The 15,192-nt window shown below is 59.7% G+C and carries 11 protein-coding genes; 4 read left to right on the top strand and 7 right to left on the bottom strand.

Annotated elements, in window-relative coordinates; genetic code table 11:
• The 4 genes from O3S81_RS23015 to O3S81_RS23030 all read left to right on the top strand — a co-directional run bounded on the left by O3S81_RS23015 (position 1) and on the right by O3S81_RS23030 (position 5,452).
• Positions 1 to 1,920, top strand: coding sequence for a beta-N-acetylhexosaminidase (locus O3S81_RS23015; RefSeq protein ID WP_269347009.1), 1,920 nt, complete (start codon positions 1 to 3; stop codon positions 1,918 to 1,920).
• Between the two features lie 12 nt (positions 1,921 to 1,932).
• Entirely contained in the window at positions 1,933 to 3,366 is a 1,434-nt protein-coding gene (locus O3S81_RS23020; RefSeq protein ID WP_269347010.1) for a M81 family metallopeptidase, read from the top strand.
• Between the two features lie 62 nt (positions 3,367 to 3,428).
• Positions 3,429 to 4,634, top strand: a complete 1,206-nt coding sequence (locus O3S81_RS23025) for an MFS transporter (RefSeq protein WP_269347012.1) — start codon at positions 3,429 to 3,431, stop codon at positions 4,632 to 4,634.
• A gap of 77 nt (positions 4,635 to 4,711) precedes the next feature.
• Entirely contained in the window at positions 4,712 to 5,452 is a 741-nt protein-coding gene (locus O3S81_RS23030; protein WP_269347014.1) for a copper homeostasis protein CutC, read from the top strand.
• Here the strand turns inward: O3S81_RS23030 and O3S81_RS23035 are convergent.
• From O3S81_RS23035 to O3S81_RS23065, 7 genes are all read right to left on the bottom strand, one after another.
• Entirely contained in the window at positions 5,418 to 6,569 is a 1,152-nt protein-coding gene (locus O3S81_RS23035; protein ID WP_269347016.1) for a glycosyltransferase family protein, read from the bottom strand. The two genes, O3S81_RS23030 and O3S81_RS23035, sit on opposite strands and share 35 nt — an antisense overlap.
• Positions 6,566 to 7,813 carry a glycosyltransferase family 4 protein gene (locus tag O3S81_RS23040; protein WP_269347018.1) on the bottom strand — a complete coding sequence of 416 codons (1,248 nt, stop codon included), beginning with the start codon at positions 7,811 to 7,813 and terminating at the stop codon, positions 6,566 to 6,568. The genes O3S81_RS23035 and O3S81_RS23040 overlap by 4 nt, the downstream gene beginning before the upstream one ends.
• Before the next feature lie 43 nt (positions 7,814 to 7,856).
• Positions 7,857 to 9,065: a glycosyltransferase family protein gene (locus O3S81_RS23045; RefSeq protein ID WP_269347020.1), complete on the bottom strand. Its 1,209-nt coding sequence runs from the start codon at positions 9,063 to 9,065 to the stop codon at positions 7,857 to 7,859.
• Positions 9,066 to 9,137: 72 nt separating this feature from the next.
• A complete protein-coding gene (locus O3S81_RS23050) occupies positions 9,138 to 10,313 on the bottom strand; it encodes an ABC transporter permease (protein ID WP_269347022.1) in 1,176 nt (391 codons plus the stop codon).
• Complete coding sequence (locus O3S81_RS23055) at positions 10,310 to 11,308, bottom strand: ABC transporter permease (RefSeq protein WP_026363773.1); 999 nt, start codon at positions 11,306 to 11,308, stop codon at positions 10,310 to 10,312. The genes O3S81_RS23050 and O3S81_RS23055 overlap by 4 nt, the downstream gene beginning before the upstream one ends.
• 1 nt (position 11,309) lies before the next feature.
• The gene (locus O3S81_RS23060) at positions 11,310 to 13,211 is read right to left on the bottom strand and encodes an ABC transporter substrate-binding protein (RefSeq protein WP_269347025.1); all 1,902 of its coding nucleotides are present in this window, start codon (positions 13,209 to 13,211) and stop codon (positions 11,310 to 11,312) included.
• On the bottom strand, positions 13,208 to 15,100 hold the full coding sequence (locus O3S81_RS23065; protein WP_269347026.1) for an ABC transporter ATP-binding protein: 1,893 nt from the start codon (positions 15,098 to 15,100) through the stop codon (positions 13,208 to 13,210). The genes O3S81_RS23060 and O3S81_RS23065 overlap by 4 nt, the downstream gene beginning before the upstream one ends.
• Between the last annotated feature and the right edge of the window lie 92 nt (positions 15,101 to 15,192).

The raw sequence follows: 15,192 nt of genomic DNA on the forward strand, positions 1-15,192 counted from the left end.
ATGGCGCTCGCACAGTATCGTCTTGAAAATTCATGGCATCCGCTCGCAGACTCCGCATCCGGCGGCTTCACCTTCACGCTGGTCAATCTATCCCGCGAACCGTTGAAGGATTTTCGCATCGTCTATACGTCGCTGACGCGGACGGTGGACAGGCCAGTGTGCGGCAACGCCATCTATCTGCGCCGCAACGCCAATTTCCATGAATTTGCACCCCCATCCGGTTTCGTGCTGGAACCGGGAAAATCCTGGCGCTTCACCGTCGATGGTCTGCTGAGACCGGCCCGGCATCGCACGGACGGCGCAAAATCCGCCTATGTCAGCCTTGCCGATGGCACACATCGTGCCGTGGATGTGGGTGACCTGATGCTGGATGGGCGCCACAGCGAGCCGGCGCCGGTGCTGCTTCCCGAAGGCAAGCTCGATCTGCCCTTCGCCATTCAGCCCTGGCCGGCCGAAATCGATGCCGAGCCGGGGAAGGGCTTTCCCGTCGTGCTTTTCCCGATGGAAGACGCCAGGGCGGAAGAAGTGCTTGCGGTGGAAACCGTGCTGTCGCTGTTCCGCAGGCTCTTTGCCGTCGGGCATGTGCCTTTCAGCCTTGCACCGGTTCATGAGGGAAAACCGCTGCATTTCAAGCAGCATAGCGGGCTCGAAGCGGAAGGGTATCGCATCACTTTCTCCAACGAAGCCGTTACCGTGGAATATTCGGCCGCTGCCGGCCTGCAATATGGCCTGACGGTTCTGGCGCAGCTGCTGCATGGCGCGCGTATCGATCCGAAGTTCCGTTTCCCGGCCTCCGGCACCATCAGCGATGCGCCGCGTTATAGCTGGCGCGGTTGCCATCTGGATGTTTCGCGGCAATTTTATCCGACTGATGATGTGCTGCGGCTGATCGATATTCTCGCATGGCTGCGCATGAACCGCTTCCATTGGCACCTGACGGATGACGAAGCCTGGCGTCTGGAAATCAAGGCCTATCCGCTGCTGACCACCGTCGGCGCGACGCGTGGTCCGGATGCGCCGCTTCTGCCGCAGCTCGGCAATGGGGCGGAACCGGTTTCCGGCTATTACACGCAGGATGATGTGCGTCTGGTCGTGGCGCATGCGGCGGCGTTGAATGTCGAAATCGTGCCGGAGGTGGATATTCCCGGTCATAGCACGGCGGCTCTTGTTGCCTATCCGGAACTGACGGACGGGCAGGAGGCGCCGGACAGCTATCGCTCGGTGCAGGGGTATCCCAATAACGCGCTCAACCCGGCGATCGAGCCGACCTATGAATTTCTCGGCAAGATATTCGACGAGATGGTGGAGCTGTTCCCGTCGCGGCTGATCCATATCGGCGGCGACGAGGTTGCGGATGGCTCGTGGCTCGCTTCGCCGCTCGCCAAGTCGCTGATGGAGAAAGAGGGGCTGGACGGCACCTTCGGCATCCAGTCCTATTTCATGAAACGCATTCAGGGGATGCTGCATGAGCGCGGACGCCAGCTTGCGGGCTGGGACGAGGTTTCACATGGCGGCGGCGTTGATCCAGCCGGAACATTGCTGATGGCATGGCAGAAGCCGGAAGTCGGACTTGAGCTTGCAAGGCAGGGTTATGATGTGGTGATGACGCCGGGTCAGGCTTATTATCTCGACATGGTGCAGGACGAAGCCTGGCAGGAGCCCGGCGCAAGCTGGGCCGGCACGGTTCCGCCGTCGCACACCTATGCTTATGAAGCTGTCGGTGACTTTCCAGAAGAATTGAAGGAGCGGATGAAGGGCGTGCAGGCCTGCATCTGGTCTGAACATTTCCTCAACCGCGCCTATTTCAACCATCTGGTTTTCCCAAGGCTGCCGGCCATTGCCGAAGCGGCATGGACGCCAAAAGCGCAGAAGGACTGGCTGCGTTTTTCCGTCATCGTCCCCTTGAACCCGGTTTATTGAGGGGAAGGCGAGATGCGTATTGCCGTAGGTGGAATCCATACCGAATGCAGCACCTATTCTCCTGTTCTGATGGGGCAGGAGGATTTTCGCGTCTTTCGCGACGCGGAACTGCTGGAAGCCGAGTATTTCAATTTTCTCGGCGAAGGCGGAGCGAAAGTATTGCCGCTGTTGCACGCCCGCGCCGTGCCGGGCGGCCCGGTGTCGCGTGCGGCCTATGACGCATTCAAGCAGGAATTCCTCGATCGCCTGAAGGCCTCGTTGCCGCTGGACGGGCTTTATCTCGCCATGCATGGTGCGATGAATGTCGACGGCATGGATGATGCGGAAGGTGACTGGATTTCCAGTGCCCGCGCCGTGGTCGGGCCGGATGTCGTGGTCTCTGCGAGCTACGACCTGCACGGCAATGTCAGCCAGACCATCATCGATCAGCTGGATATATTTGCCGGCTACCGAACTGCACCGCATATCGATGTGCGTGAGACAATGGTGCGGGCGTGGGCGATGCTGTTGAAGGCCCTTAAGACGGGAGAAAAGCCCGGTGTGGCCTGGGCGAAGATCCCCGTTCTGCTGCCGGGTGAAAAGACCTCTACGGAAGACGAGCCCACCAAAAGCCTCTATGCAGTTCTGCCGGATCACGATGCGCGGCCCGGCATATGGGATGCGAATTTCATGATCGGTTACGTCTGGGCCGATGAACCCCGGGCGACGGCCTGTGCGGTGGTGACGGGAACCGACAAAGCGGCAGCAAAGGCCGTCGCCACAGAGATCGCACAATCCTACTGGAACGCCCGGCAGGATTTTCGTTTCGGGCCTGTGACGGAGCCGCTCGACGCCATCATGGATATTGTGGAAAAGACAACCACCCGACCCATCATCCTTGCCGACTCCGGCGATAACCCGACCGGCGGCGGGGTGGGTGACCGCGCTGATGTTCTTTCGGCGCTGCTTGAGCGTAACTGGCAGGGCGCTCTTCTGGGCGGCATCACCGACCGGCCGGCTGTCGAAGCCTGTTTTGCGGCAGGTGAGGGCGCGCGCCTTTCTCTGAAGATCGGCGGCAGTCTCGATCCGCAAAGCCCGTCCGTCACCGCCGAAGCTCAGGTTCTGAAACTGGACGATCCCGGCGCTGCCGATCAGCGGCAGGCGGTGGTTGTCATCGGTGGCATCACGATCATTCTGGCGGCGCGGCGCAGGCCCTATCACATGATTTCGGATTTCACCCGTCTGGGCTTCGATCCTAAGGAAGTCAGGCTGCTGGTCGTCAAGTCAGGTTATCTTTCGCCGGAACTTGCGCCGATCGCCAATCCCAATCTCATGGCGTTGACGGAAGGGGTTATCAATCAGGATATCGAAAACCTTCCCAATCACCGCCGGTCTGGCGATTTTTATCCATGGAAGCCGGATTTCGACTATACACCCGAACCCATCCTTTCGGCCCGCTGGCGATGACAGCGGTTCGGTAGCTTTTACCCAGCGATCCGGCCTTGCCGGATCATCTCAGGCGAATATCCATGCCGTCGGCTCTTTCCATCGTCATCAACAATCCGTCGATCCGCATCGGGGCGCTCGCCATCCTGTTTTTCGGCTTTTCGAATGCGGCGACCGCACCCTATCAGGCGGTCATCGGCATTCGTGAAATCGGGCTGAGCAACAGCGTCTATTCGCTGCTGATGCTGTTTGCCGCCGTCATCAATGTCAGCGCCAGCGTGCTCATGGGCATCGTTGCCGACCGACTGGGCGAATATCGCAAGCCGATGCTGCTCATCGCGCTCTTCGGCGTCAGCGGCTATCTGCTGGTTTATCTGGTCGGCAACGCCACGGCTTTCGTCAGTGCCAAGCTTATTCTGCTGCCGATTTTCGGGGCGATGAACTCGCTGATCTTCGCGCATGTGCGTGCCGATGCCCGCAATCTTTCGACCGGCGACATGATTGCCGTAAATTCGATCATGCGGGCCACTATCTCGCTGTCCTGGGTGTTGGTGCCCGGCATCGTCGGCATTTTTCTGGTGAATTCCGGCAATATGCTTCTGGCATTCCTGTTTTCGGGCATCTGCGCGCTTATCTGTTTCCTGCTGGTCGCTTTCTGCCTGCCGCGCGCCGCCACGCCGGCGGTCGTTAATAACGAAGCGCGCTTCGGCCTCATGGCTTCCCTTGCGGAAATCGGATCGCGGCGGGTGCTTTTGCGGATCATTGCCATCGCCCTGATCTGCTCCATGCTGCATCTGAATGATTCCATTCGCTCGCTCATCATAACCGGGCAGGCGAAGGGTACAGTCGCGGATATCGGTATCGTCGCGGGTATCGTCGCCGCGCTGGAAATCGTTTTCATTCTCCTGTGGGGCTGGATTGAAAAGAAGGTGCCGCAAACGCTGACGCTGGCGGCGGGCGCGGTGCTTTACGCCATCTATCTCATCCTGCAGGGGCTCGCTTCCGCGCCCTGGCACATCTATGCGCAGACCGTTATCAGCGCTCTCGGTGCCGCCGCCATCATCAGCATTCCCATCACCTATCTGCAGGAATTGATCGCCGACCGGCCGGGGCTCGGAAGCTCGCTGATCGCGGTCAATATCTTCCTTGGCGCCGGTCTCGGTGCGCTGATTTTTGCCGTTGGGACCCTGGTTTCCAGCTATTCCGGAACCTCCATATTGGGAGCGATCGTGGGTCTTGGCGGGGTTTATATGCTCTATGCGCTTGATGGGACGGGTCGCCGCAGGTAGAGCGTCGGCCAAGAGTGTAGGCGGTTTTCGGACGATCCGGCGCGTGAACAGGCCACAGCCAGACAAAAGAGGTTAGAATGATACTCGAGATTTGCGTGGACGATGTGGCCGGTCTGGAAGCGGCGGTCAGGGGCGGGGCCGACCGGATCGAGCTTTGCGCGGCGTTGTCCGGCGGCGGCGTGACGCCATCGGCGGGGTTCATGCAGCGGGCGGCGACCTACGGATTGCCGGTGAGCGTCATGATCAGGCCGCGCGCCGGGGATTTCGTGTTCACGCGCGCCGAGGCAGATGTGATGAAACGCGATATCGATGCGGCGCGCGCGGCAGGGCTCTCCGGCGTTGTACTCGGCGCATCGCGTGGCGATGGCTCACTTGATTTGGCTTTGCTCGAAGAGTTGCGCCGTCACGCCGATGGAATGGATGCGACACTGCACCGGGCGTTTGATGTCGTACCGGATATGGAAGAGGCCTTGGAGGCCGCCATTTCGTTTGGTTTCCCGCGCATTCTGACTTCCGGCGGCGCGCGATCGGCACTTGAGGGCGTCGAGACGCTCGCACACCTGTCGGAGATTGCAAAAGGCCGGATTGTCATCATGCCTGGAGCGGGTGTGCGTCCGCAAAGCGTTCAGGCTTTGCTGGATAGCTTTCCGATTACGGAAATCCATGCGTCCTGTTCCGCCGTCCCGTTTTATGACCCGGAAAGCAGAGTGGCGAAGCTCGGTTTCACCGGCGCGGGGCGCAAGGCGACGGATGAGGCCGCCGTGCGCGAATTAAAGACGATCCTCAGCGCTCATCATAAAGGCGGCGCAGTGCTCTAGCGGTGCCGGCCGCGCCATCGAGATCGAGGTGGATCTTGCCCGGTTCCGGCAGCGCCAGCGTCGCCTTGATGGCCTCGGCCATGGACTGCGCGGAGATGTGTTGTTCCTCCAGCACCTGTGCCAAGCCCAGCCGCGCCAGTCGCTCGGCGCGGGTGCTCTGCTCGGTTTCTCCACCGGCCGCGAAGGGAATCAGAAGCGAGCGGCATTTGGCCTGAAGAATATCGCAGACGGTGTTGTAGCCGGCCTGTGAGACCGAAAGCCGCGCGCCGGCAAGCAGGCTGGCGAAATCCTTGCGGAAGCGGAAGACAGAGACATTGTCCGGCGCTTCAGCGGAGATCTCGTCGAAATCCGCCTGCGGCATGTTGGGACCGGTGACGAGGCACCAGCTTTTGATGCCATCCAGCAGCGGGGCTGCCTCAAGAGCCGCCCGGATGAGCGCTGCACCGACGGCGCCGCCACCTGCGGAAACGACGATATCGAATTTTTCCGCCGGCTCGGGCGGTGGCAGCGGGGCGACGAGCCCGGTATAGACAACGCGCTGGCTGATTTCGTTTGCCAGAGGGAAAGTATCCTCCAGTCGGGCGAAATCCGGGTCGCCATGCACGAGCACGGCGTCGAAATGTTTCTTGATCAGAGAGACGGTTTCTTCGTCCCGACCAGGCTTGGTCTTTTCCTGCAGGATATCCCGCAGCGATGTCATGACGAGCGGGCGCGGTTCGCTGTCCTCGATCTCGTCCAGCAGCGGCAGCAATTCGAAACGCACCTGTCTGCGACCGAAGGGAAACGCCTCGATGATGACGATATCAGGCTTTGCGCCGTGATAGGCGCCGATCAGCATGTCGGTTCTGAGTTTCCTGAATATCTCGTCCACCGGCTTGCCGGAACTGTCGACAAGGCCCGAAAAATTACCATCGCTGACAGCGATCGGCGGCAATTCGACATGGCGGATGCCCTCGCCCGGAAAACCCGGAACCGGGGTGCCGCCCGTGACCAGAACGACGTCGAAACCATCCGCCTGCAAGGCATTGGCAATGCGGCTGGCGCGGGCGATATGGCCGATGCCGAGAAGATGCTGCACGTAGAAGAAAACGGAAGGGCGCTTTTCCATTTCGGTCATGGTATCTTTTCCCACTCGGTCTCGAACAGAGCCTTCAATTCGGCGATGCTGGTGCGATGGTCGAAAGCCGTTCGTACACGGTTTTCGGCGGCAGCGCCCAGACGCTGGCGTAATTGCGGATCGGTGATCGCGGTGCGCAGCGCTTCTGCGAACGCCGCCGGATTTTCCGGCTCCGTCAGCAGGCCGTTTTCGCCATTGACGAAGAATTCCGGAATACCGGAAATATTGGTGGAAATGCAGGTCAGTGCCTGGCTCGCGGCCTCGACCAGCACATTGGGAAGACCGTCGCGGTCGCCATCGCTGGTGATGCGGCAGGCAAGCGCGAAGAGATCCGCTTGGCGATAGTTCTCCAGTACCTGTTTCTGGTCCATGGCGCCGGTCCAGACGATCCTGTCGGCAATACCGAGTTCGTCGGCGAGTTTTTTCAGCACGGAGAGTTCGTCGCCACCGCCGATATGGGTGAAGCGCCAATGGATGGTGCGGGGAAGCGAAGCGAGTGCCCGCAGCAGAATATCGATGCCCTTTTTCTTGACCGCGCGGCCGACACTCAAGATTTTGACCGGATCATCAGCGTTCGATCCGTCCCTTGCGGGGCGCGGTCCATCAAAATGCGGGAAACGGGTAAGGTCGAGCCCGTGATAGCTCAGATGCACATTCCGCATTGTCCCGGAAAGAGCCTGCAGGTGCTGAAAGCCGCCGGCGGTGCAGGTCACGGCCCAGCGGGCGCTTTGCAGCTTGGCCGCGAGGTCGCGGTCGCTGGAGGTCCAGATGTCCTTGGCATGGGCGGAAATCGTCCACGGGGTGCCTGTTATGAGATGGGTATAGGCAGCGACGGAGGCGGGCGTGTGGATGAAATGAACATGCAGCCATTCAGCATCCACAGGCCATTCGTGGGCCAGCACCGCGGCCTGCCCGAAACGGCGGAAACGGTTGCGGCTGAGATCATGCGGCAGATCGCTGAAAAACCGGCGAAGCGCGCTTCCGAAGCCCGGCTTCCTGCGGCAGGCCCATAGCGCCTTCAGAACCCGCAGCGGCTCTTCATGCAGATATTCCGGCAGATATGTGACGGGCGCACGGATCTCGTCATGAACGGGGTGGCGCTTCTTATCCGTCGGACGGCGCATGGACATGAGTTCGAGTTTCAGCCCGGCCTTTTCGAGCCCCAGAAGCTCCTGGGCGATGAAAGTCTCGGACAGGCGCGGATAGCCCTTGAGGAGCACCACGATTTTTCTTGTGTCGGTCACGTTGCGCGTGTCTCTTTTGAAGCGGTGGTGGTCGGGGAACCGCTCACGCGGTGAGCGTGATAGGCGCCTTTTCGCTCTCGGGCGGCAGCCATTCGGCGATCCGGCGCGATATGTTTTCCAGGCCGTCGAGCTTCAGATTCTGCGAATTGACGGAAGGTGGCGCGCGGTTCGGCAGGGCTTTGAGAGCCGCTGCCATCTTGGCGGGGTTCTCCGCGTCTTCCGGCAGAAGCATGTCGAAAAGGCCAAGCTCGGATGCCCGGCTGGCGCGGATGAGCTGCTCCTCCCGTGGCACTGTGCGCGGCACGACGAGGGCCGGCTTGTCGAAGGACAATATCTCGCAGACGGTGTTGTAGCCGCCCATGGAGACAACGGCCTGCGCACCGGCGACGAGGTCTTCCATGCGATTGTCGAATTCGATGATCTCTATATGCGGAATATCGACAACGCTGTTCATGAAGCGCTGGCGCTGATCCGCCGGCATATAGGGGCCGAGCACGACGAGCGACTTATGCGTCAGTTCGCAGTCATGGCGATAGGCGTTGATGACGTCATCGATCAATTCGCTGCCATCGCCGCCACCGCCGGTGGTGACGAGGAGATAATCGCCTTCCGGTCGGTGCGACACGGTTTCGGCCTGCGTCTTTGATCGTTGCAGAAAGCCGACGAAATCCATCTTGTCGCGCACGGTCTGCGGAACATTGAGCCCGGTCAGCGGGTCGTGGAAATCCGGCGGACCATAGACCCAGACATGGTCATAGAACTGGCCGATCTTGGTCATGACGTTGTTGCGCTTCCACTCGGCCTCAAGCAGCTGCGGTGCGTCCATGACGTCGCGCAGGCCGATGACGAGCTTGGTGCCCTGTCCCTTGAGATAGGCGAGCGTTTCTTCCACCTCGCCGCGCAGGCCCATGGGCTCCTTGTCGACGATGAAGATGTCCGGCTGGAAGCTTTCGGCAGTGTGGTAGATGATGGAGCGGCGCATCTTCAGCGTTTCCTGAAGATCGATATGTCTGTCCATCGAAGTGTATTCGCCGTTGCGCAGCTTGATGACGCTCGGGATTTTCACGAAATCGACGCGGGCGCGATAATCGAAAGCGCCGGCAATGGTCGCGCCGGAAATGATGAGGACGTTGAGGCCGCGATAATCCTCCACCAGGGCATGCGCGATGGTGCGACACCGCCGCAGATGGCCGAGGCCGAAGGAATCATGACTGTACATGAGGATGCGCGCGTCGTTCAAACGGGAACTCATGGGCCACACCTCTTGTTGCCTTTCACGATGAAGGCGGCGTCGGAAGGGCAGTATATCAAGGTATATTCCATTTTATTTGAACGGGTCCGCTGCATCACGTAGTCCGTCACCGAAGAAATTAAAGGCCAGAATGACGAGAACGACCGGGATCGTCGGGATGAGGAGCCACGGATATAGCGCAATGACGCTGACGCTGCGCGCCTCCGTAAGCAGAATTCCCCAACTTGTGATCGGTGGCCTGAGACCGAGGCCGAGGAAGCTCAGCGCTGTCTCGCCGAGAATCATGCCCGGTATCGTCAGGGTGGCCGAAGCGATGAGGTGCGACATGAAGCCGGGAATGAGGTGTCTGCCGATGATGCGCGGCGTACCGGCACCCATCAATTGCGCAGACAAAACATAGTCTTCCTCACGAAGCGCCAGAAGTTTGGAGCGCACGGCGCGCGCTAGCCCCGTCCAGTCCAGCATGCCGAGAATGATGGTGATGCCGAGATAGACGAGGATCGGGCTCCAGGTCACCGGCATGATTGCCGCCAGCGCCAGCCACAGCGGAATGCTGGGGATGGATTGCAGCACCTCGATGATGCGCTGGACAATCAGGTCGAAGGTGCCGCCGCGATAACCCGCCAGACCACCGATCACAATGCCGAGAACGAAGCTCATGGCGACGCCAAGAAGGCCGATGGTCAGCGAAATACGGGCGCCGTAAATGATGCGGGACAGCACATCACGGCCGAGACGATCGGTGCCGAGCAGGAAGAATTCACCGCCCTCTGCCGGGCAAACGAGATGGGTTCTGCCCTCGAACAGGCCCCAGAAGCGATAGGTATCGCCCTTGCAGAAGAAACGCAGCGGCTGAATATCCGTCGGCACATCCCGGTAGACGCGCCGCAGATTATCCATGTCGAGCGTCATTTCCCGGCCATAAACGAAGGGGCCGACAAATTTTCCGTCGTTGAAGAGATGAATGGCCTGCGGCGGCGCGTAGATATGCTCGATATTGCGGGTATGGAGATTATAGGGCGCGAGGAACTCGCTGATCAGGATCGAGAGATAAAGCACGACCAGAAAAGCGCCGGACCATACCGCGACCTTGTGCTGGCGGAACTGCCACCACATGAGGCGCAGCTGCGAGGCCTTGCTGAAGGCCGCCATTCCCGATGTGTTGGGTTCGATCAGAGACGGATCGAAGGGCGCGGTCGAGACATAGTGCGGCAGGGCTTCGCCGGGGTTCGGAATGGATGAAGTCATTTGACGTTACCACCTCCGAAGCGGATTCGCGGGTCGAGTATGGCAAGGGCGATATCCGACACCAGAACGCCGATCACCGTCAGGAAAGCCAGGAACATCAGGAACGAGCCGGCCAGATACATATCCTGGCTTTGCAAAGCCCGGATGAGCATCGGGCCGGTGGTTTCGAGCGACAGGACGACGGCGGTGATTTCCGCGCCTGAGATGATGGCGGGCAGGATCGAGCCGATATCCGAGATGAAGAAATTCAATGCCATGCGCAGCGGATATTTGGTGAGCACCTTGAAGGGATGCAGCCCCTTGGCGCGGGCTGTCACCACATATTGTTTCTGCAGCTCGTCCAGCAGATTGGCGCGCAGGCGGCGGATCATGCCGGCCGTGCCCGCCGTTCCGATGATGAGGACGGGGATCCAGATATGTTCGAGGATCGACTTGAACTTCGCCCAGCTCATCGCCTGGTTCAGATATTCCCGGTCCATCAGATGGCCGATGGAGATGCCGAACCAGATATTGGCGAAATACATCAGGATCAGCGCCAGCATGAAGTTGGGAATGGCGATGCCGAGCAGGCCGAGGAAGGTTAGCCCGTAGTCACCCCAGCTGTATTTATGCGTGGCGGAATATATGCCGATCGGAAAGGCAAGGATCCAGGTGACGATGATGGTGACGAAGGAGACCAGAACCGTCAGCCAGAGGCGGTCTCCCACCACATCGCTGACCGGCAGCTGATATTCGAAGGAATAACCGAAATCGCCAACCAGCATGCCGGTCGCCCAGCGGAAATAACGGATCGGTGCCGGCTGGTCGAAACCGTAGCGGACGCGCAGTTCCTCGATTTCGGCAAGGTTTGCCGTCTCGCCCATGGCACGCAGTTCGGCGACATAACTTTCGAAATAATCGCCCGGCGGTAGTTCGATGATGGTGAAGACCAGCATCGAGATCAGGATCAGCGTGGGGATCATGACGAGGATGCGCTTTAAAATATACCGCAGCATCTCAGGCGTCTCCGTCGTACCAGAAGGCATCCGGCAGGTAGACGCCGAGATAGGATGTGGGTTCGTAACCGAAAAGCGCCTTTTCCGGCACGTTTCGCATGCGTTTGACATGGACGACGGGTTGCAGCGCGCCATTGACGATGCCAATGGAAAACACCTGCTGCGTATAAATACCGAGCATTTCCAGCCAGATCGCCTCGCGTTCTTCCTCGGTGACGCTTCTGCGCCATTTTTTCAGGAGATCGAGAAGATGCGCCGCCTCCGGCAGGTCAGGCTCCTTGCCCTCGCGCCCGCCGGATAGATAATGAATGCCCCAGACCGGCCATTGCAGCTGATCGTCGCCGGTGGGGGCGAGACCGGAGGGCAGCATGTCAGGTGTGGGCACGCCATTGTCCATGCCCATCCATACCGACATCAGCACCTCGCCGCCCATGGCGCGCTTGCGGAAGACATCGCGCTGGGTGGGGCGCACGGAAACGGCAATGCCGATATGCCGCCAGTGATCCGTCACCAGTTCCATCACGTCGGTTTCGAGCGTGCTTTCGCCTGTCGTCTCGACGATGATATAGGCCGGTCGCCCATCCGGCAGGAGCCGGAGGCCGGCATTGTCGCGCTTGTCGAGACCGGCTTCATCAAGCAGCCGGTTGGCCGTCGCGCGATCGAAAGCGCTCCATGCTTCGGCGAATTCCTGCCGGTAGAGCGGGCTTTCCTGCAGGACGGTATCGGCGCTTTCTTTTGCCAGTCCGTAAAAGCAGACCATGTTGATTTCATGCCGGTTGATTGCGAGCGACAGGGCACGGCGCACGCGCACGTCCTGGAAAGCGCTGCGCCAGATCGGGTCGGCACAATTGAGATTGGGCAAAAGCGCGATGCGCGAGCCCTGAGAACGCTTGTAGAGATTGACCTTCAGCGGGAAACGCTTTTCGGCATCCTTCAGGAAGGTGTAATCGGCGAAGTCGAGGCCGAAATATTGCAGGTCGCTATCGCCCGATGCCGTCTTGGCCGAGATGATATCCGAAGAGGTGACGTTGAGCAGGAACCGGTCGAGATAGGGCAGCTGCAGGCCGTTTTCGTCGACACGGTGATAATAGGGGTTGCGCTCGAAGACGAATTGTTCGGCCGGCGGCGCGGTGGTGTTACGCCAGGCATCGAGCGTCGGCAGATCAGGGTTTTCGGGGCGCACCTGCCGCGACATCTTGATATGCAGACCGCTCCAGTCATCCGTCTTGTTTTTCTTGATGAGCTTGGCGAGCTTTTCCGCCGTCTGATATTTGACGTGGAACTGTTTCATGTAGGCGGCGGGCAAAAACAGCCGCGCCGGCGAAGCGGCGGCGAGCTTCGCCAGAAAATCGGGGTTCGGACCATCCCAGGTGTAACGGACGGTCAGCGGGTCGATGACCTCGATCAGCGGTGGCTTGCTGTTGACCAGAAGTTCGATCGGCGGACCACCCTTGTGGATTTCCCGGTTGAGGGCGACGTCCTCCCAGAAATAGCGGAAATCCTCTGCGGTGAAATCGCTGCCGTCGGACCATTTGTGGCCTTCGCGTAGCCTGAAGGTGAAGATGCGCTCTTCCTGAACATCGTAGCTTTCGAGAATGTCCGGATGGAGCTCGAATTTTTCGTCATAACCGACCAGGCGGGCATAGTTGCTGATCGGCATGAGCCGGATGTCACGCTGGCCGCCTATGAGCATGCGCACGGAGCCACCATGTTTTCCCGGCTCCCGGCCAAGCGCTTTCATGTCAATGACGCGCGGATTTTTCGGCAGGCGTTCCGCCACGTCCGGCAATTCGCCCTTCTCCCGCTTTTCCTTGAAATAAGCGGGATCGACATAGGCGGCGCGCGCATAGGCCGGCAAAAAAACGGAGGCAAGCAAAGCAAGCGTAGTGCGGCGCGTGATCAAGGGCGAAGCTCCCGGATATCGGCATTGCCGTTGGCGAGGACGAAATGGCCTTCGCCGAGATCGGCGGAAATCATGTCGCCATCACCCTCGTCCCGGAACTGTTTGCCCCAGTCGAATTTGCCCGTTGCGCTGATCTTGCCGATGGTGCGGAAATCGAGCGGACGGTCGAGATCGGGGAAAGGCACGGCGGCCAGCAGGGATTTCGTATAGGGATGGACCGGAGAGCGCATCAGGATTTCCCGCGGCGCCAGTTCCACGATGCGACCTTCGCACATCACCGCCACGCGGTCTGCCATATAATCCACCACCGCGAGATTATGCGAGATGAAGAGATAGGTGAGCCCGAGATCCTGCTGCAAATCCTTCAGCAGATTGAGGATTTGCGCCTGCACCGAAACATCGAGGGCGGAGACTGGTTCATCGCAGATCAGCAATTCGGGGCCGAGCGCCAGGGCGCGGGCAATGCCGATACGCTGCCTCTGGCCGCCGGAAAAACTATGGGGGTAGCGGTTCAGCGCACTTTCTCCAAGGCCAATGGCCCTGACGAGATTACGGACTTTTTCCGCGCGGTATTTCGCATCGCCGCGCCCGTGGATTTCGAGAGGTTCGCTCAGGATATTGCCGACGGTCATGCGGGGAGACAGCGATGAAATCGGATCCTGAAAGACCATCTGTATCTTCGAGCGCAATTCCTTGAGGTCGCCGTTCGTCGCATTGAGGACATCGATATCGCCCTCTGGCCGGTGAAAGGTCACCGAGCCTTCATCCGGGCGAACGGCGCGCATGAGGATTTTGCTGACGGTGGTTTTGCCGCTGCCGCTTTCGCCGACCAGTCCGAGGCATTCGCCGCGGCGGATTTCAAAACTGACGCTGTTGACCGCCTTCGTGGCATTGGCGTCGCTTTTGCGGAACCAGCTGGATTTGCGGGTCGTGAAGGTCTTGCTGATATTGTCGACGGTCAGAAGCGGGCCGGGGGTTTTGTTGACCGCAGCGGTCTTTTTGCCGACAAGGCTTTCGTGGTCCACCTTGATTTCGCGTAGCGCCTTCAGCCTCTCGCCGGGCTTCATGTCGAAATGCGGTACGGCGGCCATCAGGCCCTTGAGATAGGGATGGCCCGGGGACTTGAAAATGTCATCGACGGTGCCGGCTTCCATGATCTCACCCTGATAGATCACGGCGACCTCGTCGGCGATGTTGGCGACCACACCAAGATCGTGGGTGATGAGCAGCATGCTCATGTTCAGCCGGCTCTGGAGATCGCGCAGCAGCTTTAGGATTTGCGCCTGTATCGTCACATCCAGCGCCGTCGTCGGCTCATCGGCAATCAGCAGTGCAGGCCGGCAGATCAGCGCCATGGCGATCATGGCGCGCTGACGCATGCCGCCCGACAGTTCGAAGGGATACATGTTCACGACCTTCTTGGGCTTGGAAAACCCTACGAGATCGAGCGTTTCATACATTTTTTCCGCGCGCTCGGCCGGCGACAGGATGCTGTGGATTCTGAGCGCTTCATCGATCTGGTTGCCGATGGTGTGCAGCGGCGAAAACGAGGTCATGGGCTCCTGAAAGATCAGACCGATGCGATTGCCGTGTATCGAGCGGATTTCCCGGCCGTCCTTCGGCAATTGCAGCAGATCGATCGGGCCGGTGGCGGTATTCTCGGGGTCGGTAAACAGCACGCGCCCGTTCACCCGCGCCGTCTTGGGATGGATGCCCATGATGGTCTGGCCGATGACGGACTTTCCGGAGCCGGATTCGCCGACGAGAGCCGTGACTTTTCCCGGGAGAATACGAAGGCTTGCGCCCCTGACGGCATCGATGGTGCCGCCCATGAGAGAAAAAGAGACCCGCAGATTTTCAATACGGAGCAAATCTGCGCCAGCACTCATGCCAAAAGGTTCCTTGCCGTCTCTTTATCGTTGCCTTGTGACAATTGTTCAGGAGGACTTAAATTCACGTTATCGCAGGGTTTGTTGTCTGT

This window comes from Agrobacterium sp. SOY23 (assembly GCF_027212525.1).
In the GTDB taxonomy this organism is placed as follows: domain Bacteria; phylum Pseudomonadota; class Alphaproteobacteria; order Rhizobiales; family Rhizobiaceae; genus Agrobacterium; species Agrobacterium tumefaciens_I.

Excerpts from the sequence above, each read along its gene's own strand:
- O3S81_RS23015 (WP_269347009.1), top strand. The coding sequence starts at position 1 with ATGGCGCTCGCACAGTATCGTCTTGAAAATTCATGGCATCCGCTCGCA.
- O3S81_RS23020 (WP_269347010.1), top strand. The coding sequence starts at position 1,933 with ATGCGTATTGCCGTAGGTGGAATCCATACCGAATGCAGCACCTATTCT.
- O3S81_RS23025 (WP_269347012.1), top strand. The coding sequence starts at position 3,429 with ATGCCGTCGGCTCTTTCCATCGTCATCAACAATCCGTCGATCCGCATC.
- O3S81_RS23030 (WP_269347014.1), top strand. The coding sequence starts at position 4,712 with ATGATACTCGAGATTTGCGTGGACGATGTGGCCGGTCTGGAAGCGGCG.
- O3S81_RS23035 (WP_269347016.1), bottom strand. The coding sequence starts at position 6,569 with ATGACCGAAATGGAAAAGCGCCCTTCCGTTTTCTTCTACGTGCAGCAT.
- O3S81_RS23045 (WP_269347020.1), bottom strand. The coding sequence starts at position 9,065 with ATGAGTTCCCGTTTGAACGACGCGCGCATCCTCATGTACAGTCATGAT.
- O3S81_RS23050 (WP_269347022.1), bottom strand. The coding sequence starts at position 10,313 with ATGACTTCATCCATTCCGAACCCCGGCGAAGCCCTGCCGCACTATGTC.
- O3S81_RS23055 (WP_026363773.1), bottom strand. The coding sequence starts at position 11,308 with ATGCTGCGGTATATTTTAAAGCGCATCCTCGTCATGATCCCCACGCTG.
- O3S81_RS23065 (WP_269347026.1), bottom strand. The coding sequence starts at position 15,100 with ATGAGTGCTGGCGCAGATTTGCTCCGTATTGAAAATCTGCGGGTCTCT.